Genomic DNA, 24,416 nt, shown 5'->3' on the forward strand with positions numbered 1-24,416 from the left:
TTTTGGTTCTCGGAGCGGGCACCGGGCGAACTAGCCCGGGAGTACCGGCCCGGGTAGAGCCGACTCGACAGGCGGCGAGGGGACTCAGGTGCGCTCGAAGGGGAGCGTCGTCGGTCCCGGACCGACCGTGACCGTACACGTGTCCATCGCGCCCGCACCGTCGACGCCGGCGCGGGTCCAGCCGTCGGGGACCGCGACCACGACCGTCTGTGGCGTGGTGGCGTCGACTGAGAGAGTCAGTCGACCCTCCCCGCCGTCGGCGCTCCAGGCGACCCGCTCCAGGCGCGAGCCCAGGCCGGCCAGGTGGTCGGTGCCGAGCGCGTGGGGCCGGTTGCTCGCGGGGGCGACGTGGACGAGCAGACAGCCGTGGGCCGGGACCGTCCGCTCGACCGCACCTCCGACGGAGATAGCTTCGCCCTCGAAGGCGTCCCAGCCACACTCGTCGTCGGCCAGCGACAGCGACAGCGTCTCGGCGGAGTCGCTCCAGTTGAACAGCGCGACCGCACGGCCGCCGTCGGCCGCCCGCTCACAGACGAGTCGGTCGGGAAACTCCGTCCGGCCGATACCGTCGATCGTCCCCTCACTCACCGGCGGGAGCGACCGCTCCAGTAACGTACGGTTCGCGGCGCCGGTGTCGGCGATCTTGTCGCTGAAGACGTTCGCGCCACCAGTCAATGCGACCACCGTCGCGAACGTCTCCCGTTCGGCCGCCGACAGTTCGGTCGTCTCCCGGACGAGCTGACAGTCCGGGTCGTTGAGCCACCACCGCCGGTGGAGGTAGTCCCGGTTGAGCACGTTCCGGATGGCGTTTTCGTGTGCCGGTTCGCTGGCGGATTCGCCCTCGTGGGTCCAGTACTCGGCGGTGTCGGGGCCGACCCGCATCGTGTCGACGAGGCCGACGCTCTGGCCCTGCGGGGCCCCACAGCCCAGGATGTGTGTGTCCTCGCCGACGGCCTCCCGGATGACCGCGAGACCCGCGCGGTAGGCCTCGGCCCGCGTCACGTCGGCGAACCGCTCGCCCGGCAGCGCCCCGGCATAGAGGAAGTCCAGTTTGAGGTAGTCAAAGCCCCACTCGTCGACGACGGTGCGGAACGTCTCCCGGAGCCACGTCTGTACCTCGGGATGGGTCAGGTCCAGCCCGTACATCTCGCCGTGGCGCTCGCCGGCCGAGACGAACTCGCCGTCGCCGTCGGTGACGAGCCACTCGGGGTGGGCCGCCACGAGGTCGGCGTCTTCCTGGACAAAAAACGGCGCGAGCCAGAGCCCGGGCGTGTAGCCCCCGTCGCGGACATCCGCCACCAGCGAGGACATATCTTCGAACCCCTCGGCCAGCGTCCGCCAGTCGCCGAAGGCGGTCTGGTAGCCGTCGTCTAGCTGGACCAGGTCCACTGGGAGTCCCCACTCGTCAAGTTCGGCGCGGTTCGTCCGGACGTCCTCGGCGGTCACCTCGGTGAAGTAGTGGTACCACGAGCACCACCCCGTCGGAACCCACTCGCCGACGCGGGCGTCCATCCGCTCGCCGGTCCGCGCTGCCAGCGCGGCCAGCGCGTCGTCGACCGGTCGAGACGCGTCAATCCACAGCGGCGCGCTGGCCACGCGCTCGCCCGGTGCCAGCGAGACGCCGTCACCCGGACAGACCGCCGTCAGTGACTCGACGCCGTCGCCGCGTTCGTAGTCGAACCGGTCGACGTACGCCGAGTGGTCGAGGAAGCCGGCCGTCAGGCGGCGGTCGCCGTCGGCCAGGCCGATCTGACAGTGGCTCGTCGTCTGCGGGGCGTCGACGTCGGTCATCATCGGGACGTCGACCGGTTCGACCGAGGGAAACGACGCCTCGACCGGGAGCGCTGCCGTCGGCGTCCACGACTGGTAGCCGTGCCGGTAGAGCTGGGTCGCCGGCCCGAAGGCCACCTCGTCGGCGGCGAGCGGACACAGTCGGCCGACCGACCGTGGCGTCTCGGTTTCGTTAGCCACGCTCACGGTCAGAGTGGCGCCGTTTGCCGCCTCGCCGAGGCGGACCGTCGTCCCGGCGTCGTCGTCGTATCGCACCCGTACACCGTCCGCGGTGGTCTGTACGTGATAGGCCTCAGTGGCGGGGAAGCGGTCGCCGCCCAGTTCGGCGACGACCCGCCCGGCCGCCAGTGTGGTTTCCTCGGCCAGTACCGTCACGCGAGCCGTCTCCGGCACGAATTGGACAACCGTCCCGCCGGCGTCGACCTGAACCATACGCCACCTCCGTGTCCGAACCCTAATAGGTATTTGGAGGTGCTCTACCTCCCGATTTCCCCATTTTAATAGATATGCTGATATCAGGTCACACCAGCGACACAGGCGAATTTGTTCAGTATGGCTAAACACATCTGTTCGAGTGGCTGTTGTCCACGTTTGTTTTTTCAACCTAATGATACTGCAGCGGGACGCATCGGTGTGATACCGAAGCCGTTCAGTATGACTAAACAGGTATCCTATCGGGCGTCAGTTACCGGCAATTATCTACACTACTAGCTAATTGGATAAGTCAATGGAAATACTGTTCGCGCTGCTGACAACAAGACCGGTGATATCCTCTTCGAGCCGCTTCCCGCTCATACGGTCGGCGGAGCCGGTAACACACACTGCGCCGACCGCCCATCCATCGTCGGTTGTCAACGGGGCGGCCACGCTCCGTGTCCCGTCTTCCCGTTCCTCGCGGTCGAAGGCGACGCTCTGTTCACGGACTGTCCGCAGTTCCTCGAACAGCTCAGTTTCGTCGCTTGGCGTCCAGTCGGTCCCCGCCCCGAAACCGTCGGCCGCGAGCAGGTCCCGGACCTCGGCTTCCGGCAGATGTGCCAGGATAGCTTTCCCCGCGGCGTCGGTGTGGAGCGGCCGGCGAGAGCCGTCCCGCACGGCGGTCTGGTCCTCCTCGCCACCCAGGACCAGAACGTACACCGCCGTCCCGTGTTCCTCGACGACCAGCGCGGCCATCTCTCCACTTGACCGCGCGAGACGGGCGACCTCCCCACGTGCAGCACGGTATGCCGGTATGCTCTCTCGTGCACGTGAGGCAACGTCGAGAAACCGGGAGCCGACGCGGTACTGACGGCCTTCGCGTACGACAAACTCCATCCGGTGAAGGGTCTGGAGGTGGTTGTGTACCGTCCCCTTCGAGAGGTCGAGCGCCGTCGCGAGTTCCGTCACCCCCGCCTGGCCGCGGTCGAGCAAGGCTTCGACGATACGCATCGTCGTCGCAGTCGTCTGGACTGGATACGACGTGTCCATAGTCGGCTATGTGCAGCGTGATACATATTTGTTCACCATAGATGAACGGACTTCGCCCGTGACTCGCGGCGAGTGACCGGTAAAAATAGCGAAAGATGCCGTTTGAAGCCCTATACGCCGGTTTCTTCTGAACCGGCCGCGTCTCGGTTCGCAGCTTGTTCAGATATAGTGAACACAGCAATCAGTAAGAATTGTTATGTATAGAGATATTAGACGCGCTCAAATTAGCGCAAACTGCTATACGGCGGTGGGATTGCCGAACCTGAGTATAATTAGCAAAAGTATTAAATAATGGTCAATCATGTGTGTGACTAGCGCCGATGACTGACTCAAATCGCCGACTCGACCGACGACGCGTACTACAACTGAGCGCGGCCGGACTCGCGGGCCTGGCCGGCTGTGGCACGGGCAGCCAACCGAATTCCGAGAACGGTGGCAGTTCACAGATGGCGTCGAAGGCCACAGTCTGGGGCTGGGACGTGGCAGCGAAGGCCATGGACGTCGTCGACGACACCTACGAGGACGAACACGGCGGCGACATCACCGTCGAGCAGTTCGGTCGCGCAAACATGAAAGACAAGTTCAAGTCGCGCCTCCTCTCCGGGTCGGGCGCGCCGGCAGCGGCCATGATGGAGAGCGTCGACGCGGCCGCCTGGGTCGACACCGGTGGCCTGCGCGACATCAGCGGGTGGGTCGATGACGCCGGTATCAGAGACGAGTTCGTCTCCGGGAAGTGGGGGCCGCTCACGAAGGACGGCAACACGTACGCGCTCCCGTGGGACGTCGGCCCGGTCGCCGCGTTCTACCGCAACGACGTGGCAAAGGAACACGGACTGGATATGGACGGTATCGAGACGTGGGACCAGTTCATCGCCGAAGGCGAGAAGCTACCGGACGACATCGATATGTTGAATCTCCCGCCCAACGACTACGACGGCGTCTGGCGGATGATGTTCCGTCAGCTGGGCGGGCTCCCGTTTACCGATAGCGGCGCGGTCAACATCAACTCCGAGAAGTCCCTCCGCGTCGCCCGCCAGATGAAGGCGGCCCACGACGCCGGAATCACGTCCAGCGTCGCCTCCTGGTCCAGCGAGTGGTTCAGCCGAGCCGGCGATGGCTCTATCGTCTCGATTCTGAGCGGCGCGTGGCTGGAAGGCACGCTGAAAGCCGAGGTCGGAGACACCGCCGGGAAGTGGCGCGTGATGCGCCCGCCGGCCTACGAGTCCGGCGGCAACCGCGCCACCAACTGGGGCGGCTCGAACCTCGTCATCCCCAACCAGGTCAGCGACGCCAAGGCCAACCGGGCGTGGGACTACCTGCAGTTCGCCCTCGGGACCAAGGAACAACAGGTCACGATGTACGAGGAGTACGGGCTCTTCCCGGCGTACAAGCCCGCATACGAGTCGGACGCGTTCGACCAGGGGTCGGAGTTCCTCGGCGGCCAGGCCGCCGGTCGGATGTTCGCCGACATCGCGCCGAACATCCCCACCTACAACTACACCACCGACACTCCGGAAATTACCAAGGCCATCAACAGCGAGTTCAAGCGGATGATCAGCGGCGATCTCTCGCCGGAAGAGGCCGTCGAGTCGGCGGCACAGCAGGTCGCCGAACGGACCGATCGGGACCTCGCGTAACACCCTCCCCTCATGTCAGCCAAGTCATCGAATCCGGTTAGGGACAAGTTCGACGCGGTCCGCAAGCGGGCCGGCCGGGCCGTCGCGCCAGTGTGGCAGTCGGCGATAGACGCCGTCCGCCCGCTCCGACAGCGACAGATCCGGCGCACGCGCGCGGCCGCCGACAAGTTGCCGTTCTCGGTGGCCGTCCCGTACCTCTTTCTGGCCCCGTTTTTCGTGCTGTTCAGCGTGTTCCTGGCGTTCCCGATATTCTATACGGTGTTTCTCTCGCTTCACACCTACAAGGGTATTGGGACCACGACGCTGTTCTGGATCGACCTCGGACCGGTACAGTTTCACCTGACACGGATCGCTGAACTGGAGTTCGTCGGGCTCCAGAACTATCAGCGGCTGCTGGGCGATGCGCTGTTCCACAACGCGCTCGCGAACACGACGTTTATTCTCCTGGTGCAGGTGCCACTGATGATCGTCCTCGGCCTGGCGCTCGCGCTCGCGCTGAACGCCTCCTGGCTGCGGTTCAAGGGGCTGTTCCGGACGACGATCGCCCTGCCGGTCGCCGCCAATCTCGTCGCGTACGCGACGGTGTTTCTGCTCCTGTTGCAGGACAACGGCATCGTCAACACCGCCTTGCAGATGGCCGGTCTCCCGATGGTCCCGTGGCTCACCGGCGGGACGGCGCTGTTGCCCGGCCCCCTCAAGTCGGTTCTTGGCACCGGGTTCTGGCCGCGCATATCACTTATCGGCGCGGTCACCTGGCGCTGGACGGGCTACAACATGATAATCCTGCTGGCGGGGCTCCAGAGCGTCCCACAGCAACTCTACGAGGCCGCCGAAATCGACGGTGCGAGCCGCTGGGAGAAATTCCGGTACGTCACGCTCCCGCAACTGCGTCCCGTGCTACTCTTCGTGGTCGTCACCTCGACCATCGGGACCTTCCGGCTGTTCTCCGAGCCGCTGATAATCTCGGAGGGTGGCGCTCCGCTGTCGGCCACGCGGACGCTCGTGATGTACATCTACAACATGGCGTTCCAGCAGTTCCAGCTCGGCTACGCCAGCGCGATGACCGTCGTGCTGGTCGGTATCGTCGCCGTGCTGTCTATCGTGCAGCTGCGCATCGGGAGTGATTCCGATGAGTAGTATCACCCGCGAGGAGGCGGGCTGGCGGTTCCTCGGCTACACCTTCGTGTTGCTGGTCACGCTGTTGATGGTCGTCCCCATCTACTGGATCATCGTCGCCTCGACGCTGCCCGAACAGGCGTTCCTCTCGGCGGGGACCGACGTCCAACTGTTGCCTGGCTCGAATTTCCTGGCGAATCTCGACGCGTTACAGGCCCGTGAGAGCGTCGACTTCATCCAGAGCATCGGAAACTCGGTGTTCATCGCGGTCGTCTACACGCTCCTGTCGCTCGTGCTGTGTTCGATGGGCGGATTCGCCTTCGCAAAGTACGAGTTCAAGTTCAAGGAGCCGATATTCTACGCGATTCTGGCGACGCTGACCCTGCCCATCCAGTTGCTCGTCATCCCGCTATTCCTGTTGATCTCCCAGATGGGACTGTCGAACTCCTACTGGGCCATCATCCTGCCGTGGGCGGCCAACCCGCTGGGTATCTTCCTGATGCGCCAGAACATGAAACAGATACCCGACGCCCTGCTGGAGTCGGCGCGTATCGACGGCGCGACGGAGTTTCAGCTCTACTACCGCATCGCACTCCCGACCATGAAATCGTCCATGGCGGCGCTCGCCATCGTCCTGTTCCTGTTCCAGTGGAACCTCTTCCTGTTCCCGCTGGTCGTCCTCGAACAGGGCAAGTACACCATCCCGGTGGCTATCAACGAACTGGTCGGCGCCCAGCGCGTCTACTACGATCAGATCATGGTCGCGGCAGCGCTCAGCATCATTCCGCTGTTCCTGGTGTTCCTATTCCTCCAGCGACACTTCGTCAGCGGGATTCTCGCAGGCTCGGTCAAGGAATAATCAATGGCACAAATCACACTCGACACGGTACGAAAGGAGTTCCGCGACGACGGGCGCACCATCGTCGCCGTCAACGACCTCGATCTGACTATCCAGGACGGGGAGTTCCTCGTCCTGGTCGGTCCCTCGGGGTGTGGCAAGACGACGACGCTGCGCAGCGTCGCCGGACTCGAATCGGTAACGTCAGGCACCATCACCTTTGGCGACAAGGACGTCACCGACCTCCGAGCGCGCGACCGCGAGGTGGCGATGGTGTTCCAGAACTACGCGCTGTACCCCCACATGAACGTGGAGCGAAACATCGGCTTCGGACTGCGCCTCTCGACGGACCTAGACTCCGAGGAGATCACGCGCCGGGTCGAGGACACCGCGGAGATGCTCGGCATCGAGGACCTCCTCGGGAAGAAGCCGAAGGCGCTCTCGGGCGGCCAGCAACAGCGTGTCGCGCTGGGACGGGCTATCGTCCGGGACCCCGAGGTGTTCCTGATGGACGAGCCACTCAGTAACCTCGACGCGAAGCTGCGCGCCCAGATGCGCACCGAGCTCCAGGAACTGCAACACGAACTCGACGTCACCACCGTCTACGTCACCCACGACCAGACGGAGGCGATGGCGATGGGCGACCGCATCGCGATTATGGACGACGGCGAGCTCCAGCAGGTCGGCACCGCAGAGGACGTCTACCGCACCCCGAACAACGAGTTTGTCGCGAACTTCATCGGCTCCCCGTCGATCAACCTGCTGGGCGCGACCGTCGAGGACGGTCGCCTGACGGGGCCCGGCGGGTTCAGTTACCAGCTCGACGATCCGACACCGGTCGAGGGGTACGACCGCGTCCGCGTGGGCATCCGACCCGAGGACATGACCCTCGTCGAGGACGGCATCGAGGCAACGGTGACCGTCGTCGAGCAGATGGGCAACGAGAACTTCTGTTACATGGAGATGGGCGAGGTCGACCTGACCGCCCGGATCGACGCCAGTCTGCGACCGAGCCCCGACGAAACCGTCCAGTTTGACTTCGAAGAGACGGCGTTGTACCTCTTTGACCCCCAGACCGGCGAGTCGCTGAAGACGATGACCGACGAGACTGACGTCTCCATCGAAGAGTACGTCACGCAGACAGAGTAACATGATTATCACTGACTACGACCTGTACGAAGTGCCGCCGCGATGGCTGTTCTTGCGCCTCGAGACGAGCGAGGGAATCGTCGGCTGGGGCGAACCAGTCGTCGAGGGCCGCGCTCGCACCGTCAGGACAGCCGTCGAAGAACTGCTCGACACCTACCTGCTGGGGAAGGACCCGATGCGCATCGAGGACCACTGGCAGACGATGTACCGCGGCGGGTTCTACCGCGGCGGCCCCGTCCTGATGTCCGCCATCGCCGGTATCGACCAGGCGCTGTGGGACATCAAGGGGAAACACCACGACATGCCCGTCTACGAACTGCTCGGCGGAAAGGCCCGCGACCGGATGCGGGTCTACCAGTGGGTCGGCGGCGACCGCCCCGAGGGTGTCGCCGACGCCGCTCGCGAGAAGGTCGAGGCGGGCTTTACCGCGCTGAAGATGAACGCCACGGCCGAGCTCCGCCGAGTGGACTCCCCGTCGGCTATCCGGGCCGCCGAGGACCGTCTCGCAGCTGTCCGCGATGCCGTCGGCGAGAAGATAGACATCGGTGTCGACTTCCACGGCCGCGTCTCGAAGTCGATGGCGAAGAAGCTCGCGGCGGCCCTGGAGCCGTATGACCCGATGTTCATCGAGGAGCCGGTACTGCCCGAACACAACGACGCGCTCCCGGAGCTTGCGAGCCACACGACCACCCCCATCGCGACCGGCGAGCGGATGTTCTCCCGGTGGGACTTCAAGGAGGTCTTCGAGGACGGCTGTGTCGACATCATCCAGCCCGACCTCTCCCACGCCGGCGGGATTACGGAGGTCAAGAAGATCGCGTCGATGGCCGAAGCCTACGACGTGGCGATGGCCCCCCACTGCCCGCTTGGCCCCATCGCGCTGGCGGCGTGTCTCCAGGTCGACGCCTGCACACCGAACGCGCTGATTCAGGAACAGAGCCTCGACATCCACTACAACGAGACAAGCGACGTCCAGGACTACCTCAAGGACCCCTCGGTGTTCCAGTACCGCGACGGCTACGTCGACCTGCCGGAGGGGCCGGGGCTGGGTATCGACATCGACCACAGCTACGTCCGGATGCAGGCCGGCGACGTCAACTGGCACAACCCCGTCTGGCGCCACGACGACGGGAGTGTCGCGGAGTGGTAAGATGAACCGCTTCGAGAACGACGTCGCTATCGTCACCGGTTCGACCAGAGGTATCGGCGCGGGCGTCAGCGAGCGCCTCGCGGCCGAGGGCGCGAGTGTCGTCGTCTCGGGGCGCTCCGAAGACGACGGCCGGGAGACTGTCGAGACCATCCGCGAGGCCGGCGGCACCGCCCACTTCGTCCGGGCCGACATGCGCGACCCCGCCGACATCGAGACGCTCGTCGAGGCGACCGTCGCCGAGTTCGGCGGCCTCGACGTGCTGGTCAACAACGCCGGTGTCGAGACCTACACCGGCGCCGACGAGGCGACGATAGAGGACTGGTCGTTCGTCGTCGAGACGGACTTCCGGGCGTTCTGGCTGGCCGCGAAACACGCCTACGAACACATGGAGACCGGGGCCATCGTCAATATGTCCTCGAACCACTCCATGGCGACCACGCCCGACATTTTCCCGTACAACGCCGTAAAGGCCGGTATCAACGGGATGACGCGGGCGATGGCCGTCGACTTCGGTCCACAGGTTCGGGTCAATACTGTCGCACCCGGCTGGGTCGCGGTCGACCGGACCACCGGCGATATGGACGCCGAGCGCCGCCGAGAGCTCGAGAGCATCCACCCGACCGGCCGACTGGGGACCCCCGAAGACGTCGCCGGCGCCGTCGCGTTCGTCGCGAGCGACGACGCCGCGTTCGTCACCGGGAGCACGCTCACCGTCGACGGCGGACGGACGGCCGTCCTGCAAGACGACTTCCTGCCGGACTACCGGGAGGAACGATGACCGTCGGCGTCTGTTACTTCCCCGAACACTGGCCCCGGGAGCGCTGGGAGCGGGACGTAGAGCAGATGGCCGCAGCCGGCCTCGAATACGTCCGCATGGGGGAGTTCTCGTGGTCCCGTATCGAACCCGAGCCCGGCGAGATAGACCTCTCGTGGCTCGACGAGGCGGTCTCGCTCATCGGCGACCACGGGATGCAGGCGGTGCTGTGTACGCCCACGGCGACGCCCCCCAAGTGGCTCGTCGACGAGCATCCCGAAATCCTGCAAGAAGAGCCCGACGGGACCACTCGACACTACGGAAGCCGCCGGCACTACTGTTTCAACTCCCCGGCGTATCGCGACCAGACCCGGCGTATCGTCTCGGCGATGGCCGAGCGGTTCGCGGACAATCCCCACGTCGCCGGCTGGCAGACCGACAACGAGTACGGCTGTCACGAGACGATTCGCTGCTGGTGTGACGACTGTGCCACGGCGTTTCGTGGCTGGCTCAGGGACAAGTACGGCGACATCGAGTCGCTCAACGAGGCCTGGGGGACGACCTTCTGGAGCCAGCACCTCCGGTCGTTCGACGAGGTCGACCCGCCGCGCCACACCGCCGCCGAACACCACCCCTCGCGGCTGCTGGACTACTACCGGTTCAGCGCCGAGAGCGCCGTCGACTACAACGCCATCCACACGGAGCTACTGCGGGAGGCAAACGAGGACTGGTTCGTCGCCCACAACTTCATGGGCGATTTCGACTCCTGTGACGCCTACCGCTTCGCCGACGACCTGGACCTGATAACGTGGGACTCCTATCCCACCGGGTTCGCACAGGACCGGCGGCCCGGCGCGGCCAGCGCCGACGAACTGCGGGCCGGCGACCCGGACCAGGTCGGGATGAACCACGACCTCTACCGCGGCGCCAAACAGCAGCCGTTCTGGGTGATGGAACAACAGCCCGGCGACGTCAACTGGCCGCCCTATGCGCCCCAGCCGGGCGAGGGCGCCATGCGGCTGTGGGCTCACCACGCCGTCGCCCACGGCGCCGACGAGGTGCTGTACTTCCGGTGGCGTCGCTGCCGGGAGGGCCAGGAGCAGTACCACGCGGGCCTGCGCAAGCAGGACGGCTCGCCCGACCGGGGCTACCACGACGCCGACCGGACGGCCACGGAGCTGGCCGAGCTGGATCTGGACCCGGTCGATGCCGACGTGGCCATCCTGCACGACTACGACAACCTCTGGGCGACGAGCATCCAGCCACATGCCCCCGACTGGGAGTACTGGACCCACATGCGACAGTACTACGCCGCGCTCCGGGCCCGGTCGGTCCAGGTCGACGTCGTCCATCCCGACTCGGACCTCTCGGGGTACGACGCCATCGTCGCGCCCGCGCTCCACCTCGTCGACGAGGACCTCGCCGGGACGCTCGAAGCCGAGGTCGAAGACGGGACGGAGCTCCTGCTCACGGTCCGTTCGGGCGCCAAAGACCCCTTCAACAAGCTCCCCGACGCGCCCGCGCCCGGCCCGCTTTCGGACCTTGTCGGCGCAACCGTCGACCAGCACGAATCCGTGCCGGAGCAACTGGACCGCCGCGTCTCCTACGACGGGGCGACCTACAGCTACCGCACCTTCGCCGAGTGGCTCGCCCCCGACGGCGCCAGCGCTGTCGGCACACACGTCGGCGGCGTCGGCGACGGCCGCGCGGCGGTCACGGAACACGAGTTCGGCGGGGGCCACGCCGCCTACTGCGGCGTCTGGCCCGAGAGCGGACTCGCCGACGCGGTGGTCTCGGACATGCTGGAGCGGGCGGACGTGGCCCACTCCGAGCGCCTGCCCGCCGGTGTCAGGGCCACGCAGCGCGACGGCTACACCTGGGTGACGAACTTCACGGGCGACCCAGTCACCGTCACGGTCCCCGACGACGCCCGGTGGCTCGTCGGCGGGGAAACCGTCGACGCCTTCGACGCGGCGATCTACGAGGGTGCTGTGGCGAATCTCTCGCTCAATCGGGAGTAATCGACGCTCCCGCGGCGTCGGCGAGTGCACTCAACGGGAGTGAAAACGCACTCTCGACAGCTACCCGACCGAACACTGCTTCGTTTCGGTCGGGTTAAAATCAGGTCCGGGCGCGGGAATTGAACCCGCCTCTTAGCCACCACAAGGCTAAAGGATGCCACTACCCCAGCCCGGACACGCTGGCTGAAGCGTTCTGAGGTACTTCGCTGGCACAGAAATACGTTACGAAACGCACCCCCTGTGGTGTGGGCCGCCATCGCACGAGAGTCCGCTCGACGCGACACAGTCTCGACGCGGTCACTCCGTCTCGATTCGCTCCCGGAGCCACGCCGCCGCGTCGGCGACGGCGGCCGGGTCGTCACCGGTCACTTTCACCCGGCCCGGCGCGTCGGCTTTCCGGGGGTAGCTCCCGACGGCGACGGCGAACCGCTCGCGGGCGGTCGTAATCGCTCCGACCAGTGCGCCCTCCGGCGCCGGCGTGTAGATCGTCTCCGTCGTCCGGTCGCCGCCGAACTCGTCGGCCACGGTCGCGTACATCGCCTGCAGCTCCTCGGGGACGCCGGGCAGGACGTAGACGCTCTCGACGACACAGCCGGCGGCGAAGCTCTCGTCGGTCAGCAGCGCCTGGCCGCCCTCGGGGACCGACGCCCACGCGTCGAGGTCCAGGTCCATGTCGTAGCGGTCGACCATCTCGGGGTTGTCCGCGGCGAACGCTTCGGCCTTTGCTTCGAGGTGCGCTCTGACGTCTTCGGGGACGACGAGGTCGCGGCCGAAGGCCTGTGCGACGCCGGCTTTCGTCACGTCGTCGGGCGTCCCGCCGATACCGCCGGTGACGACGACCGCGTCAAAGGCCTCGTGGTACCGGGCGACGGCGTCGGCGATGACCGACTCGCTGTCGGGTACGGTCAGCACGCGGGCCACGGTCGCTCCCGCCGCCGTGAGCTGGCGGCCCAGCCACGACGCGTTCGTGTTCTCCGTGTCACCGGCCAGCAGTTCGTCGCCGACGGTGAGCAGTGCGACATCCATCTGTTCGCTCTGTGGCTCTGACAGTGGTAAGCGTTTGGCTGTCGGTGCGAACCGAAATCGAGGAGCTAACGGGTCTCCGTACTGACTATCGGTTATGGACGTTCCAACCGTCACGAACGGGCTGCCGGCGCTCGGTCTCGGCACGTACAAGAACACGGGCGAGCAGGCGACCGAAAGCGTCAGGACGGCCCTGGAGATGGGGTATCGCCACATCGACACCGCGGCGTACTACGAGAACGAGGCGGCCGTCGGCGCCGGTATCGAGGCGGCCTCGGTCCCCCGCGAGGAGGTCGTCGTCGCGACGAAGCTCTGGTACGACGACCTCGCCGGCGACGACGTGGTCCCGGCCGCGGAGGCGAGTCTCGACCGGCTCGGGCTGGACTACGTCGACCTTCTCTACGTCCACTGGCCGGCGGGCAGCTACGAGGCCAGCGAGACGATGGCGGCGTTCAACGAGCTCTACGACGAGGGGCTCGTCGAGAACGTCGCCGTGAGCAACTTCACGCCCGAACAGGTGGCGACCGCACAGGAGCACTCGGCGGCGCCCATCGTCGCGAATCAGGTCGAGTGCCACCCGCTCCTCCAGCAGGACGAGCTCCGGGCGTACTGCGAGGACGAGGACGTCGCCGTCGTCGCCTACGCCCCTATCGCTCGCGGGAAGGTGGCCGACGTGCCGGAGCTGACCGAGATAGCCACGCGCCACGACGCCACCGAAGTGCAGGTCGCGCTGGCGTGGCTCCGACAGCGCGACATCGTCGCGATTCCGAAGGCGACGGGGGAGGCCCACATCCGGGCAAACTGGGAGAGTCAGCAGCTCACGCTCGACGACGAGGAGCTCGCGCGGATCGACGGCCTCGACAACGAGGAACGGCTCATCGACCCCGACTTCGCGCCGTGGTAAGTCAGGCGTTGCAGGTGTGAGAAGACCAGTACGCTGTGCCCTCCTCCGAGACCGACTCGACGACGCTCGCGACTCCAGCACGGTGGCAACGCGAGTCGGGACGTGGTGCAGGCCGAGAGTGAGCATCGAGAGAGCGGACCCGGGCGCGTACTGTCTCGAAGCGCGACTGGAGCCCGGAAACGCGGCGGGAACGTGGATACCCGTGGGCCATCCGCCAACGACGGCGAAATTTCGGGTGGCTATGCGGACGCTGTAGCCAGCCTGTCGACCTCGGTGCGCGGACGGGTGCCCTCGATTGAGAGTCTCGAACGGAGCGGACTCCTGTCGGCTCGCACTGGCGGTCAGGGCGAATATTTATAATGTATAATAACCAACTTTCGGACAGTGCGTGGTATGTATGCCCACACCACACAGACGCGCGAAGACGGATGACGGCCCGTACACGCCATCTGAACAGTTCCCCTCGGGGACGGTCAGCACTGCCGAGCACTGTCTCTGTGGCATCGCCGGGCTGGTCTGTACCGGGGCGATACTCGCGCTGTGGTATCCGGCGCTGGTGGCCGTCACACAGCCGCTGTACGTGCTCTCTTCGACGGCGGTGGTCGCCGTCGTCACGACGCTGTGGCTTCTGACCTCGCTCGGGGTCGAGTTCGTGTGGGAGTGGCGAGCCGGTCGACTGAGCGGAGAGTCATAGCGTCTCAGACCAGCACCCGCTCGACATCGAGCGCCGTGGCGCGCCGGACGACCGTTTCCACCGGGTCGGCCGACCCGGCGAGGTTGTCCGAACCGCCGTCGAGGACGGTAAGCGCCGCGCGCCGGCCGGGTTCGATGCGGCCACAGTCCAGGCCGGCGATATCTGCGCCGGCCGTCGTCGCCATCCCCAGGACCTCCCGCGCGCTCACGTCGAAGTGCCGCGCCGTGTAGGCCATCTCGCGGAACATGCTCGGGGGGTTCAACATCACGTTGTCCGTCCCGAGCGCGACCGTCGTGTGGTCGAGTAGCTCCCGAATCGGCGGCCGGCCGACATCGAGGACGGCGTTCGTCCGCGGGCAGGCCACGACGGGGACCGACTGGTCGGCGACCCGGTCGAGGTGGTCCTGCCGGGCGTGGACCATGTGGACCAGCAGGTCGGGCTCCAGGTCGAGCGCGGGGTGGATATCGGAGGCGTCGGGCTCGCCGGCGTGGATAGCGAAGGGGAGGCCGCGCTCGGCGGCCGCAGCCCGCTCCGCGGTGAAATCAGCGTCGTTGGCGCCCGACGCGCCGTAGCCGTCGGCGACGTCGAGGACGGCAGTCTCGTCGCTGCCGAAGATGAACGGCTCGATAGCGAGCGGGTCGGCGGCGTCACGGAGCGCGCGGGCCCCGGAGACCCCGAACTCCCGGAAGTCGAGACAGGTCACCGTCCCGGTGCGGTGCATGTGTCGAAGCGTCCGGCGCATGGCCGTCACAAGCTCGTCCCGGTCGGCCGCCTGTAGCCGCCGGTGTTTCAGGCTCTCCGGCGGCACCACCGCGTCCTCGAGCGACAGCCCGACGGCCGCGTCTTTGGCGACGCTGTCACCGATGTGCGTGTGTGCGTTGACGAAGGCCGGGAGGACGATGTCGGTCGAGTCCGTCTTGGCTTCCTCGACGGCCTCGATTCGGCCGTCCTCGACGACGACCCGCCCCCGAATCGGCTCGAACGACTCCCCGACGAGAACGGTCCCGGCTAGTGTTTCCATACCGGGGCTCCGGAGCGGGAACGGATAGGGATTGCTACGCGTCGCTCCCGCCGGCGTCGCCCGTCGCCCCCTCGCTCACGGATTCGGAGCCCCAGTCCATCCCGACACTGAGCAGGGTCACGCCGTCGGCCGTCGAGATTGTGACCGACGCCGGGCCGTCGAAGGGCTCGGTCGCGGCGGCGGCCGGTCGGTCGTCGGTCACCACGAGCGAGCCGTTAGCCGCCGCGAAGTACGCGTACCGGGTGTCGCCGGCTTCGAGCGGAGCATCGAAGGTGGCGGTGCCGGCGGTGCCGGCGGTGTCGTTTACGGTAAACTGGAGGGTGGTGTTCCGGGGGACCGTGTCACCACCGTCGTGGTCGATACGGAGCGCGGAGTCGTCCACGACGGTCGTCGAGAGGTCGGCCTGCAGGTCGGCCGTCGGCGGTACGTCGGCCAGCCAGTCGGGGGCAGCGACGCTGTCGACGCCGGTCTGGCGGCGCTCGTACGTGTACGTCGCCGTCTGACCGTCGCGCTGTCCGGTGACGGTGAGGTTCCGGACGGCGCCGTCCTGCGTGAGTACCAGCCGAGCGTCCTGTGGCGTCGCGCCGTCAAGCAGCCGGCCGTCCAGCGGGCCACTGAACGCATCTGCGGTCAACACGACGGTCGCCGAATCGCTCGACGCGTTTTCGACGGTGAACTCGCCGGCAGCCAGAGCGGTTTCGAGCGACGAGGTGACAGCACCGAGCGGTCGGAAGTCCCGCTCTACGACGCGGTAGCTGGTCTCACCGTCGGCGTTCGACCGCACGTAGGTTGCTGTATCGTTGGTGTACCGCGAGACGGTGGATTCGTTGCCGTTTGCCGACACCGTCCGCGAGAACCCTGACGTCCCGTCCGCGCCCACCGTCAGCGCCACCCGCGTCTCGCTGTCGGGGCCGGCCTGTGTGATTCGTATCGCGGCGCCGTCGTCGGCGATGCCGGCGGCGTTGGCCGTCGCGAGGGCGGTAGCGTTCGTCAGTGTTCCGTTCGCAACGCCCGGTATCTCGTCGGGTTCGGCGTCAGTCGGCTCAGCCGTCGGTGTGGTTGGGCTCTGGACGCCGGAACAGCCCGCTAGCACCACCGAGACCAGGACGAGGAGGACGAGCGGTGTTCGTATCATCACGTCGACTGTCAACTGGACGTAAATTAAGGCCTCGGGAGGCTCAAACGGGGATTTGTGCGTGAGCGGTCCACACGGGGCCGGACGGCACCAGCGCTATCCGTTCGTCGCCGAAAGGACTCGTATGCCCACCGAGAAAGAGCGGATGCTCGCCGGGGAGCTGTACGACCCGCGGGACCCGGAGCTCGTCGCCGAGCGCGAACGCGCGCGAGAGCTGGTCCGGTTGTACAACCGGACGACAGCGACCGACCGGGGGAGCCGGGTACGCCTGCTTAGGGAACTGTTCGGCGACGTCGGCGACGACCCGGCCGTCGAGCCGCCCATCCGGTGTGACTACGGCGACCAGATAACCGTCGGGGACCGCTTTTTCGCCAACTTCGGCTGTGTCTTCCTCGACATCTGTGCCATCGAGTTCGGCGACCGGTGTTTGCTGGGGCCGTCCGTCCACGTCTACACGGCGACCCACCCGCTGGACGCTGCCGAGCGAGCGGCGGGCAAGGAGTACGGCAAGCCGGTCACCGTGGGCGACGACGTCTGGATCGGGGGCCAGGCCGTCCTCAATCCCGGCGTCGACGTCGGCGACCGGTCGGTGGTGGCGTCGGGCGCCGTGGTCACCCGGGACGTCCCGGACGACGTCGTCGTTCAGGGAAACCCCGCAGACGTGGTAAAAGAGCTGGACTGACGGGCAGTCAGACGGCGAGTCCCACACCGTGCAGGCTGGGTCGGCAGTTAACAGCCCGGGGCCCGTCGCCACGGTATGGACAGGAGCGACCAGCTGTACGAGATGGCGGCGACGGGGTGGCAGCGAGGGGTGTACGACGACGTTCAGCGGACGTTCCGGGCGCCCATCGTCAACTGGATATGGCGGACGACGATGGCGAACTACCCCGACTTCTGTCGGCACCTGTGGGCGCAGGTGAAGCCGCTATTCGAGACGAAGGCGTTCGCGCGGTTCTCGGTTCGCTACCGCGAGACGGTGCTGTCGGCCATCGAGCGCGAGGTCGAGATACCGACGTATCGACGGAGCGAACTCGGCGTGGCACCCGCCGAGTACACGGAGCTACGGGGACAGCTGGCCACGTTCGACATCGTCGCTCCCCGGCTCGCGGTGCTGTTCCGGGTGACAAACCGGACGCTCCACGACGAGCCGGTCGGTGCCGACCTCGAACCGGACCGCGCGGCGACGGCGCCGTTCCCCGCGTGGCTCGATTCGGACCGTGGCCGAGCGCCGTCGATGGTGCCCGTCGACGAGTTCGACGAGGATATCGCCGAGACGGCCGCGGCGTTGCAGGATTTCCACGGCTTCGACGACGGGTTGCCCAGCATCTACCGCTGTCTGGCACAGTGGCCGGTGCTGTTTAACACGCTCTGGGCGGACCTCGGAAGCGTACTCCAGCACGAGCCATACGAGCGGGCGTGTGGCCGCGCCGACGACCTGACTGACGCGTTCGTGGATTCGGCCCCGTACTCCCCGGGGCTCGCCCCCGACGCGCTCCGGGCCCAGGGGTTCGACGAGGCGCTCATCGAGGACGTTCAGGGGCTGTTCCGCGAGTTCGACGAGGGCGCGCTCGACGACGTCATCCCCGGACTGCACCTCTGGGCCGCGACCGTCGACGCGGTCGGCGAGCGGGAGTGGTAACCGAGGTGGTTGCCCGGGCGTGGCCCGTGAGACTGGCCGCGAGTCAGCCGACTGACCGGATTCGGCTCAGCTACCGTCGAAGGAAAGAATTGGCGACAATGGACGAGCGGCCGCGATTCGAGGTATAAATGGGTTCGAGTGAGTTACAACAAGAGAAACACAGCCGCCCGTTTTATCGGGCCGCCACCGCCCCGCAAACGTATGGAGGTCAGTTTCAACGGCCCGTCCGGAGCGCTTCAGGTCGCGCTCGCGGTGCTCCTTGGGCTCGGAACACTCGGCTACGGGGGGTACAGTTACGCCGCCCAGTCGACGGCACTGGGTTCGGCGGAGACAGTCGAGGCGACCGTCGTCTCGACGTCGGTCGAAACGGTCGACAAGCGGCGGGGGACGGGCTACGCTCCGCGGGCGACGTTCAACTACAGCTACGACGGCGAGTGGCACACCTCCTCGAAGGTCTACCCCGGAAAGCTGCCGCGGGAGTTCGACACCGAAGCGGCCGCGAGAGCGCAACTCGACGGCTACGACGCCGGCGAGACTGTGACCGCCTACGTGCGACCGGACGCCCCCGGAAACGCGTTTCTCAAACACGAGCGAAGCAACAAGCCGTTACTCGTGATGGGGTTCGGCCTGCTCGTCTTGCTCGGGACGGGCGTCTCCGCGGTCAGGAACTAGGGCGAAACGACCGGTGAGCGTCCCGAGACGCTTTTACTCCGCCGAGTATTACGGTGACCTACGCGTGGCCATCACGGACAAGATATACGTCAAGAACCACCAGCAACTCGCCTCCCAGCTGGAGACGAGTTTCCCGAAGGGGGCGTTCAAGGGGGCGACACTAGATATCCTCTTCCAGGGCGAGGGACTGGCGAAGTTAGACGACGCCTCCCGCGAGCGGGTGCTCGACTTCGCCGAGGACTTCATGGACTGTGAGTGTCAGGCCGCTCCCCACTGTGGCTGCCCGGAGCGGAAGTTCATCACCTACCTGCTGGAGCTGCGCGAGCAGGGGCTGGGTCCCGACGCCATCGTCGACGTGATGACCGACGACTACATGCTGTATGCCTACCCCGGCGACGTCCTCTCCTTTCTGGACAACAGCATCCGCACGCTGGAGGCCGTCGAGACGCTCGCGAGCGTGGACGGGAACCGCGAGATAGAGCGGCTGGCGGGCGAGCGCCGGAACCACCTCGCCAGGTGAAAAGAGCGCTGGGCGCGTCAGTACTCGTCGTCGAAACTGCCGATGCGGTAGGAGGCGTCTTCCTCCTCGCCCTCGTCTAAGTCTTCGAGGTGGATGACCTCGTCCTGGTCCATCTCGTCGAGCTGGGTGCGCAGCTTCGTGACGTAGCGCTTGTGCTCCTCTAACTGCTCGCGGAGATGCTCGGCCTCCAGTTCGAGGCGCTCGTGCTCGCGGACGAAGCTCTTTGGCACCTCGACTTTCGGCGGGAAGCTCTCGGAACTGGTCTCCTCGGCTCTCGCGGCCTCGATCTCGTGGTCCGGCGCGACCGTCACCTGCCCGTCGTGGTCTACGAGCGTGTCGACGTAGTCGCGAAACACCGCCGACAGCGAGATGTCCCGCTCTTCCGCTATCTCCCGAAGGGTCTCGAACTTGTCCTCGCTGACCCGGAACGAGATAGTCTTGTTTTTGTTCCCCATCGTTGTGTCCTACTCGGCTCTCCTGGTATTTAATCGTTTGTCAGACGCTCGCACGCCACAGCGGATGGGACACGCGAAACGGTTTATCTCCGGGCCAAGACGGTCCGATATGGACCCTACTGCACACCACTTCGCCGTCACCGTGAGCGACCTCGACCGCGCCGTCGCCTTCTACCGGGATACGCTGGGGCTCGACGTGCTGAGCGAGTTCGCCGTCGGCGGCGAGGCCTTCGCGACCGGCGTTGGTATCGACGGTGCGAGTGCCGATTTCGTCCACCTGGACGCCGGCGATGCCCGAATCGAACTCGTCGAGTATGCGCCCGAAGGCGACGACCGCCCCGAAGGCCACCTCAACCAGCCCGGGGCGACACACCTGGGGCTGGAAGTCGACGACCTCGATTCGGTGTACGACTCGCTGCCCGAGAGCGTCGAACCCATCGCCGAGCCACAGACGACCGAGAGCGGGACCCGGATCTGCTTTCTCCGGGATCCGGACGGGACGCTGGTCGAACTGCTCGAACTGTAAGTTCTAGTCGGCGCTGGCTTCCGCGGCGTCTTCCATGCTCTCTAGGGCCCCGACCACCGATTGGCGGTAGGGCGCGACATCGTCACCGTACTCCTCGTGGGCCATCCCGACGTACTCGTCGACATCCGGACCCTCCGGGTCGGCGTCGGTAAAGCGGCGGATGCGCTCCAGCGTCCGCTCGGCGGTCTCGACGACCCAGCGGTCGCGGGTGGCCTCGTCGACCTCCGAGATGGACTCGGGACGCACCGAGACGTTCACGTCGCCCTCGTCGGTCTCGTAGGTCCGCGGTTTGCCCACGACGGCGACGTAGGCCGGCGGCTCTAGCTCGCGAAGCATCGAGGCCGCGTCGGGCTGGTACTGCCCGGCGTACATGAAGAACGTATCGCCGTTGGGGTCGACGACCCGTCCCTGCCAGTACTCGCTGTCCTCGCCGACGTCCTCGGTCTCGGTCAGCGTGCCGACCAGGAACACGCGGTTGGCGCGCTGGCCGGTCGGCAACAGGACGTACACCGGCGCTCGGTCGTCGTCGGACTCCTTGAACGTGTAACTCGCGTCGTTGAACTCGCTGGCGAAGACGCGTCGCGCGACTTCGCGGGTGGGGGTTGTAGCCATCTATATCGACCTCGCTTTGATGAGTAGCTCGTCCGCATCCACTGGCCCGGTCAGTCGCTCCTGGTCGTCCGCGAGGACGTAGCGACCGAACGTGGGACCGGTGACCCTGTAGTAGCGCCCGAGGATGTCGGCGCGCATCTCGTCGGCGACGACGGTCGTATCGAGCGCGTCCATCGCCATCTCCTTTGCCTCTTCGAGGGTGATGCCGGTGAGCGTCTCTGTGGCCTCCTCGTCGAAGATGACCTCGGTGACCTCCTCGCCGTCGTCTAAGACGCCCTTGATGCGGAGGTCGAACTCCCCTTCGACCTCGCCGTGCTCGCTGCAGCGGCCGTTCTGGAGGACGCGGGTGCAGTCCTCTTCGGGACAGCGCTTGATGAGCCCCGAGCCCGACTGGATGTCTACCAGCGCGCCCTCGACCTCGACGTTGTCGTCGCCGACCTCGATTTCCTCGTCCAGTTCCTCGATAGTCGTCGTCCGGTTGAGCTTGACCGAAAAGCGGCCCTGATACTCGTCGGTGACGACGTTGCGGAGGCTGTAAGACTGTCCCTCCGCCAGTTCCGGCAGGTCGGATTTGGACCACTTGGTGAACTTGATGGTCCCCGTCTCGTCGCCCAGCAGCCCGACCTGGGCCACGGCGTCGGCCCGCGGGTCCCACAGCTCGACCACTTTCGCGCGGATGTCGACCCACTCCTCAGGGGCGTCGATGTCCGCGAGGTCGGCCTGTTCGTTGCCGCCGCTGCCGCCGCCGAGCTGGTCGCGGTCCATCCCGGCCTCGTCTAAGTAGGTGTTGACGACGCTCCGGCGGGCCTCGGTCGCGGGCACCTTGTACTCGTTGACCAGCGTGTCGAGACGCTCTACGACGTCGTCGACGTCGACATCTAGCTGGTCGGAAAACTGCTCGTGTATCTCTTCGGCGTGGGTACGCAAATCTGTCTCTGACATTGGCTTTCACTGTCTCCGCTTTGTTTTTCGGTGGGAGACAACTGACAGTTGGTCGGCTTCGGTTATAAACTCTCGTTTAGCGTGGTGAAAGTGAAAGCCGGGGGCAGCCAACTGGCAGGCAGGTGGCCCCGTCGGGAAGATTGATTTGGCGCCGGCCGGTAGCGTGGGTATGGCCGACGACGACGACCGTCTCGGGCGCTTCGTCAGCGGGAGCCTCCGGTCGGTCGGAAACCAGCTCTCCGAGGCCAAACGCGCCTACAGCGACGGGAAACGGGCCGCGATGGCCGGACTGCCACGGGACGGGGACGGCCGCGCCCGCATCGTCTGTCGCCGCCACGCCGACCGCCGTGCCGTCTCGCTGGACGAGCAGGTACGGCCCGAATGTTTCGACCCCGACCACCGTGACTGCCAGGGCTGTGTGGAAGACATCGACGACGGAACCGTCGAGACGTGGTGACAGCGAGCCGGCAAAACTGTCATTACCATCGCCGACGAGTGGGCGTGTATGAGTGCCCTCCGGCAGTTCTGGCTCACCGTCGTGCCGCTGCTGGGTGGGGTCTCCGCCGTCGGTCTGCTCGTCCTCGCCGCGCTCTTTCCCGAACAGCTGTTCGCTGTCGGTAGCACCGGCTACATCGCGACCGCCGCCGTCGCGCTGGTCTGTCTCGGGCTGTTGGTGTGGCAGCTCGCGACCGGCGACGGCGCCGCCCGTGACCGGTTCCAGCCGCCGGAGTAGGCGAGGGTCCGACTACCGGGAGGACCCTCGAAGTGGAACGGCTCACTCCGTTTGCCGTTCCGCCACGAGGAAGCTCCCGTCGGTCTCCCGCCTGCTCCACGGCTCACTCCGTTCGCCGTTCCGCCACGAGGAAGCTCCCGTCGGTCTCCCGCCTGCTCCACGGCTCACTCCGTTCGCCGTTCCGCCACGAGGAAGCTCCCGTCGGTCGCTTCCTCGCTAGCTCCGCATCGACCCACCGTCCACTGGGAGCGCGGTACCGGTAACGTACGACGACCGGGCCGACGACAGATACGCCACCACGTCGCCGAGTTCCTCGGGCTGGCCGACCCGGCCCAGCGGCGCGTCGGACCACGACGCGATGCCCTCCTCGTAGGAGTCGTACTCGCCGCGTTCGACGGCGGCCTCGACGAGTTCCTCGATGCGGGGCGTCTCGTGGGCACCCGGGAGGACGGCGTTGACCCGCACCTCGGGGGCGAACTCGCGGGCCTGGGTCTTCATCAGCCCGATGACCGCCCGCCGAACGGCGTTCGAGAGGACGAGGTCGTCGATGACCTCGCGGACCGACCGGGAGGTGATGTTGACCACAGTGCCGGCGTCGGACTCCGCGAGGTAGGGGTAGGCGGCGCGTGTCGTCCAGACGACGCTCATCACCAGCAGGTCGTAGGCGGTGTACCACTGGCGCTCGGTCGTCTCCATGAACGAGCCCGGCGCAGGGCCGCCGGCGCTCGTGACGACGTGGTCCAGACCGCCGAAGGTCTCGACGGTCTCCTCGACCAGCGCCTCGACCTCGTCGGGGTCGGTGATATCGGCCTCGACGGCCAGTACGTCGCCGTCACCGATGTCTTCAAGCGCCTCGCGGGTCTCCTCGACGTGGGCCTGTGTCGTCCCACAGACCGCCACGTCCGCGCCCTCGCGAGCGAACCGCTCGGCGCTCGCTCGTCCGAGTCCACTCGTCGCCGCCGTACACAGTACAGCGTTGCCCGCAAGTTCGAGGTCCATACCCGACGTACGGGTGAGCCGACCAAAAAGCTCGGTGACCTAGCTGCCCCAGAAGTTGTCGCGGCTGCCCAGCCGCTCGCTCTCCTCGTCGTCACCCTGGTAGCCGTCCTCGTCCTCTTCGTCGGCCGCGGCGTCCTCGTCGTCTCCGTCAGTCTCGTCGTCCTCGTCGGCCTCCAGTTCGAGCCGTTCGAGTTCGTCCGCCCGCGCGTGGTTCGACCGCACCTTGGTAATCTTGACCTTGGACCTGGCCGGCGGCAGGACGCCATCGACCATGACGATAAAGCCGTCCTCAGTCCGGCCGACGCCGGCACCGCTCTCGTGGATATCGTCCACCTCGACGACGACCTCCTGCCCCGGTTTGACCGGCTGGCTCTTCAGGTCCGAGATGGGCTGGTTGTAGTGGTTACACCACTCGGCGCCCCCTCGGTCACCGTAGTGCGTACAGCCCATCCCCTCCATGCGTTCGGTAAAGCTCGGGCAGTCGTCGGCGAGCGGACAGTCGGGCATATCTCGGCGTACAGTGGCCGCCGGCAAAACGCTTGCGACCTGCCAGACAGGACAGATATCGCCGCGGGCGCCACGACAGAACGCGCTATCGGACCCCGGCAGTATCAATCGTGA

Annotated in this window: 26 protein-coding genes; 16 read left to right on the plus strand and 10 right to left on the minus strand. The window is 66.4% G+C overall.

Annotation, left to right across the window (positions count from 1 at the left end):
- Nucleotides 1–84: 84 nt before the first annotated feature.
- Together VJ162_RS13355 and VJ162_RS13360 are read right to left on the minus strand one after the other, a co-directional pair.
- The gene (locus VJ162_RS13355) at nt 85–2,223 is read right to left on the minus strand and encodes a glycoside hydrolase family 36 protein (protein ID WP_324664989.1); all 2,139 of its coding nucleotides are present in this window, start codon (nt 2,221–2,223) and stop codon (nt 85–87) included.
- A 279-nt stretch (nt 2,224–2,502) separates the two neighbouring features.
- Nucleotides 2,503–3,255 (minus strand): IclR family transcriptional regulator, encoded by a 753-nt coding sequence (locus VJ162_RS13360; protein WP_324664991.1) that lies wholly within the window; start codon nt 3,253–3,255, stop codon nt 2,503–2,505.
- Nucleotides 3,256–3,701: 446 nt separating this feature from the next.
- On the opposite strand from VJ162_RS13360, the gene VJ162_RS13365 reads away from it, so the two are divergent.
- From VJ162_RS13365 to VJ162_RS13395, 7 genes are read left to right on the plus strand one after another with little or no spacing between them, the layout of a single operon-like run.
- Entirely contained in the window at nt 3,702–4,892 is a 1,191-nt protein-coding gene (locus VJ162_RS13365; protein ID WP_324664993.1) for an extracellular solute-binding protein, read from the plus strand.
- Nucleotides 4,893–4,904: 12 nt separating this feature from the next.
- Nucleotides 4,905–6,029 carry a carbohydrate ABC transporter permease gene (locus VJ162_RS13370; protein ID WP_324664995.1) on the plus strand — a complete coding sequence of 375 codons (1,125 nt, stop codon included), beginning with the start codon at nt 4,905–4,907 and terminating at the stop codon, nt 6,027–6,029.
- Nucleotides 6,022–6,867: a carbohydrate ABC transporter permease gene (locus VJ162_RS13375; RefSeq protein ID WP_324664996.1), complete on the plus strand. Its 846-nt coding sequence runs from the start codon at nt 6,022–6,024 to the stop codon at nt 6,865–6,867. The genes VJ162_RS13370 and VJ162_RS13375 overlap by 8 nt, the downstream gene beginning before the upstream one ends.
- A 3-nt stretch (nt 6,868–6,870) precedes the next feature.
- Nucleotides 6,871–7,995: an ABC transporter ATP-binding protein gene (locus tag VJ162_RS13380; protein ID WP_324664998.1), complete on the plus strand. Its 1,125-nt coding sequence runs from the start codon at nt 6,871–6,873 to the stop codon at nt 7,993–7,995.
- Between the two features lies 1 nt (nt 7,996).
- Entirely contained in the window at nt 7,997–9,145 is a 1,149-nt protein-coding gene (gene dgoD, locus VJ162_RS13385) for a galactonate dehydratase (RefSeq protein ID WP_324665000.1), read from the plus strand.
- Between the two features lies 1 nt (nt 9,146).
- The gene (locus VJ162_RS13390; RefSeq protein ID WP_324665001.1) at nt 9,147–9,923 is read left to right on the plus strand and encodes an SDR family NAD(P)-dependent oxidoreductase; all 777 of its coding nucleotides are present in this window, start codon (nt 9,147–9,149) and stop codon (nt 9,921–9,923) included.
- Nucleotides 9,920–11,920, plus strand: a complete 2,001-nt coding sequence (locus VJ162_RS13395; protein ID WP_324665002.1) for a beta-galactosidase — start codon at nt 9,920–9,922, stop codon at nt 11,918–11,920. The genes VJ162_RS13390 and VJ162_RS13395 overlap by 4 nt, the downstream gene beginning before the upstream one ends.
- Before the next feature lie 297 nt (nt 11,921–12,217).
- On the opposite strand, the gene VJ162_RS13400 is transcribed toward VJ162_RS13395, so the two are convergent.
- Nucleotides 12,218–12,946 (minus strand): competence/damage-inducible protein A, encoded by a 729-nt coding sequence (locus tag VJ162_RS13400; protein WP_324665004.1) that lies wholly within the window; start codon nt 12,944–12,946, stop codon nt 12,218–12,220.
- A gap of 94 nt (nt 12,947–13,040) precedes the next feature.
- Here VJ162_RS13400 and VJ162_RS13405 point away from each other — a divergent pair, with 94 nt between their 5' ends.
- Together VJ162_RS13405 and VJ162_RS13410 are read left to right on the plus strand one after the other, a co-directional pair.
- Nucleotides 13,041–13,847, plus strand: coding sequence for an aldo/keto reductase (locus VJ162_RS13405; protein WP_324665006.1), 807 nt, complete (start codon nt 13,041–13,043; stop codon nt 13,845–13,847).
- Between the two features lie 397 nt (nt 13,848–14,244).
- The gene (locus VJ162_RS13410; protein WP_324665008.1) at nt 14,245–14,541 is read left to right on the plus strand and encodes a hypothetical protein; all 297 of its coding nucleotides are present in this window, start codon (nt 14,245–14,247) and stop codon (nt 14,539–14,541) included.
- 4 nt (nt 14,542–14,545) lie between these two features.
- Here VJ162_RS13410 and VJ162_RS13415 read toward each other — a convergent pair whose 3' ends face one another.
- Both VJ162_RS13415 and VJ162_RS13420 read right to left on the minus strand, forming a co-directional pair.
- Nucleotides 14,546–15,562, minus strand: coding sequence for an amidohydrolase family protein (locus tag VJ162_RS13415; protein WP_324665010.1), 1,017 nt, complete (start codon nt 15,560–15,562; stop codon nt 14,546–14,548).
- Between the two features lie 34 nt (nt 15,563–15,596).
- Nucleotides 15,597–16,697 carry a DUF7537 family lipoprotein gene (locus tag VJ162_RS13420; RefSeq protein WP_324665012.1) on the minus strand — a complete coding sequence of 367 codons (1,101 nt, stop codon included), beginning with the start codon at nt 16,695–16,697 and terminating at the stop codon, nt 15,597–15,599.
- Between the two features lie 124 nt (nt 16,698–16,821).
- On the opposite strand from VJ162_RS13420, the gene VJ162_RS13425 reads away from it, so the two are divergent.
- From VJ162_RS13425 to VJ162_RS13440, 4 genes are all read left to right on the plus strand, one after another.
- The gene (locus tag VJ162_RS13425; RefSeq protein WP_324665014.1) at nt 16,822–17,379 is read left to right on the plus strand and encodes a sugar O-acetyltransferase; all 558 of its coding nucleotides are present in this window, start codon (nt 16,822–16,824) and stop codon (nt 17,377–17,379) included.
- A 75-nt stretch (nt 17,380–17,454) separates the two neighbouring features.
- Nucleotides 17,455–18,336 (plus strand): halocarboxylic acid dehydrogenase DehI family protein, encoded by an 882-nt coding sequence (locus VJ162_RS13430; protein ID WP_324665015.1) that lies wholly within the window; start codon nt 17,455–17,457, stop codon nt 18,334–18,336.
- Nucleotides 18,337–18,537: 201 nt separating this feature from the next.
- The gene (locus VJ162_RS13435; protein WP_324665017.1) at nt 18,538–19,008 is read left to right on the plus strand and encodes a DUF3592 domain-containing protein; all 471 of its coding nucleotides are present in this window, start codon (nt 18,538–18,540) and stop codon (nt 19,006–19,008) included.
- A gap of 64 nt (nt 19,009–19,072) precedes the next feature.
- Nucleotides 19,073–19,528 carry a DUF5814 domain-containing protein gene (locus VJ162_RS13440; RefSeq protein WP_324665123.1) on the plus strand — a complete coding sequence of 152 codons (456 nt, stop codon included), beginning with the start codon at nt 19,073–19,075 and terminating at the stop codon, nt 19,526–19,528.
- 17 nt (nt 19,529–19,545) lie between these two features.
- On the opposite strand, the gene VJ162_RS13445 is transcribed toward VJ162_RS13440, so the two are convergent.
- Nucleotides 19,546–19,983, minus strand: a complete 438-nt coding sequence (locus tag VJ162_RS13445) for a CopG family transcriptional regulator (protein ID WP_324665018.1) — start codon at nt 19,981–19,983, stop codon at nt 19,546–19,548.
- A 109-nt stretch (nt 19,984–20,092) separates the two neighbouring features.
- On the opposite strand from VJ162_RS13445, the gene VJ162_RS13450 reads away from it, so the two are divergent.
- Complete coding sequence (locus VJ162_RS13450; RefSeq protein WP_324665019.1) at nt 20,093–20,509, plus strand: VOC family protein; 417 nt, start codon at nt 20,093–20,095, stop codon at nt 20,507–20,509.
- Nucleotides 20,510–20,512: 3 nt separating this feature from the next.
- Here the strand turns inward: VJ162_RS13450 and VJ162_RS13455 are convergent, their stop codons facing one another.
- Together VJ162_RS13455 and VJ162_RS13460 are read right to left on the minus strand one after the other, a co-directional pair.
- Nucleotides 20,513–21,121, minus strand: a complete 609-nt coding sequence (locus tag VJ162_RS13455) for an RPA family protein (RefSeq protein WP_324665020.1) — start codon at nt 21,119–21,121, stop codon at nt 20,513–20,515.
- A complete protein-coding gene (locus VJ162_RS13460; protein WP_324665021.1) occupies nt 21,122–22,063 on the minus strand; it encodes a replication factor A in 942 nt (313 codons plus the stop codon).
- Between the two features lie 169 nt (nt 22,064–22,232).
- On the opposite strand from VJ162_RS13460, the gene VJ162_RS13465 reads away from it, so the two are divergent.
- Entirely contained in the window at nt 22,233–22,520 is a 288-nt protein-coding gene (locus VJ162_RS13465; protein ID WP_324665024.1) for a DUF7091 family protein, read from the plus strand.
- A gap of 48 nt (nt 22,521–22,568) precedes the next feature.
- A complete protein-coding gene (locus VJ162_RS13470) occupies nt 22,569–22,796 on the plus strand; it encodes a hypothetical protein (protein WP_324665025.1) in 228 nt (75 codons plus the stop codon).
- Between the two features lie 216 nt (nt 22,797–23,012).
- Here VJ162_RS13470 and VJ162_RS13475 read toward each other — a convergent pair whose 3' ends face one another.
- Nucleotides 23,013–23,795: an SDR family oxidoreductase gene (locus VJ162_RS13475; protein ID WP_324665027.1), complete on the minus strand. Its 783-nt coding sequence runs from the start codon at nt 23,793–23,795 to the stop codon at nt 23,013–23,015.
- A gap of 39 nt (nt 23,796–23,834) precedes the next feature.
- Entirely contained in the window at nt 23,835–24,302 is a 468-nt protein-coding gene (locus VJ162_RS13480; RefSeq protein ID WP_324665029.1) for a TRAM domain-containing protein, read from the minus strand.
- Between the last annotated feature and the right edge of the window lie 114 nt (nt 24,303–24,416).

This window comes from Haloarcula sediminis (genome assembly GCF_035656455.1).
In the GTDB taxonomy this organism is placed as follows: Archaea; Halobacteriota; Halobacteria; order Halobacteriales; family Haloarculaceae; genus Haloarcula; species Haloarcula sediminis.

Bases quoted from the DNA above. Each gene is read 5' to 3' on its own strand.
- VJ162_RS13470 (WP_324665025.1), top strand. From the start codon at position 22,569: ATGAGTGCCCTCCGGCAGTTCTGGCTCACCGTCGTGCCGCTGCTGGGT.
- VJ162_RS13365 (WP_324664993.1), top strand. From the start codon at position 3,702: ATGGCGTCGAAGGCCACAGTCTGGGGCTGGGACGTGGCAGCGAAGGCC.
- VJ162_RS13445 (WP_324665018.1), bottom strand. From the start codon at position 19,983: ATGGGGAACAAAAACAAGACTATCTCGTTCCGGGTCAGCGAGGACAAG.
- VJ162_RS13425 (WP_324665014.1), top strand. From the start codon at position 16,822: ATGCCCACCGAGAAAGAGCGGATGCTCGCCGGGGAGCTGTACGACCCG.
- VJ162_RS13415 (WP_324665010.1), bottom strand. From the start codon at position 15,562: ATGGAAACACTAGCCGGGACCGTTCTCGTCGGGGAGTCGTTCGAGCCG.
- VJ162_RS13360 (WP_324664991.1), bottom strand. From the start codon at position 3,255: ATGGACACGTCGTATCCAGTCCAGACGACTGCGACGACGATGCGTATC.
- VJ162_RS13420 (WP_324665012.1), bottom strand. From the start codon at position 16,697: ATGATACGAACACCGCTCGTCCTCCTCGTCCTGGTCTCGGTGGTGCTA.
- dgoD (WP_324665000.1), top strand. From the start codon at position 7,997: ATGATTATCACTGACTACGACCTGTACGAAGTGCCGCCGCGATGGCTG.
- VJ162_RS13405 (WP_324665006.1), top strand. From the start codon at position 13,041: ATGGACGTTCCAACCGTCACGAACGGGCTGCCGGCGCTCGGTCTCGGC.
- VJ162_RS13480 (WP_324665029.1), bottom strand. From the start codon at position 24,302: ATGCCCGACTGTCCGCTCGCCGACGACTGCCCGAGCTTTACCGAACGC.
- VJ162_RS13410 (WP_324665008.1), top strand. From the start codon at position 14,245: ATGCCCACACCACACAGACGCGCGAAGACGGATGACGGCCCGTACACG.
- VJ162_RS13430 (WP_324665015.1), top strand. From the start codon at position 17,455: ATGGACAGGAGCGACCAGCTGTACGAGATGGCGGCGACGGGGTGGCAG.
- VJ162_RS13455 (WP_324665020.1), bottom strand. From the start codon at position 21,121: ATGGCTACAACCCCCACCCGCGAAGTCGCGCGACGCGTCTTCGCCAGC.
- VJ162_RS13390 (WP_324665001.1), top strand. From the start codon at position 9,147: ATGAACCGCTTCGAGAACGACGTCGCTATCGTCACCGGTTCGACCAGA.
- VJ162_RS13355 (WP_324664989.1), bottom strand. From the start codon at position 2,223: ATGGTTCAGGTCGACGCCGGCGGGACGGTTGTCCAATTCGTGCCGGAG.
- VJ162_RS13435 (WP_324665017.1), top strand. From the start codon at position 18,538: ATGGAGGTCAGTTTCAACGGCCCGTCCGGAGCGCTTCAGGTCGCGCTC.
- VJ162_RS13465 (WP_324665024.1), top strand. From the start codon at position 22,233: ATGGCCGACGACGACGACCGTCTCGGGCGCTTCGTCAGCGGGAGCCTC.
- VJ162_RS13375 (WP_324664996.1), top strand. From the start codon at position 6,022: ATGAGTAGTATCACCCGCGAGGAGGCGGGCTGGCGGTTCCTCGGCTAC.
- VJ162_RS13400 (WP_324665004.1), bottom strand. From the start codon at position 12,946: ATGGATGTCGCACTGCTCACCGTCGGCGACGAACTGCTGGCCGGTGAC.
- VJ162_RS13450 (WP_324665019.1), top strand. From the start codon at position 20,093: ATGGACCCTACTGCACACCACTTCGCCGTCACCGTGAGCGACCTCGAC.
- VJ162_RS13370 (WP_324664995.1), top strand. From the start codon at position 4,905: ATGTCAGCCAAGTCATCGAATCCGGTTAGGGACAAGTTCGACGCGGTC.
- VJ162_RS13395 (WP_324665002.1), top strand. From the start codon at position 9,920: ATGACCGTCGGCGTCTGTTACTTCCCCGAACACTGGCCCCGGGAGCGC.
- VJ162_RS13380 (WP_324664998.1), top strand. From the start codon at position 6,871: ATGGCACAAATCACACTCGACACGGTACGAAAGGAGTTCCGCGACGAC.
- VJ162_RS13475 (WP_324665027.1), bottom strand. From the start codon at position 23,795: ATGGACCTCGAACTTGCGGGCAACGCTGTACTGTGTACGGCGGCGACG.
- VJ162_RS13460 (WP_324665021.1), bottom strand. From the start codon at position 22,063: ATGTCAGAGACAGATTTGCGTACCCACGCCGAAGAGATACACGAGCAG.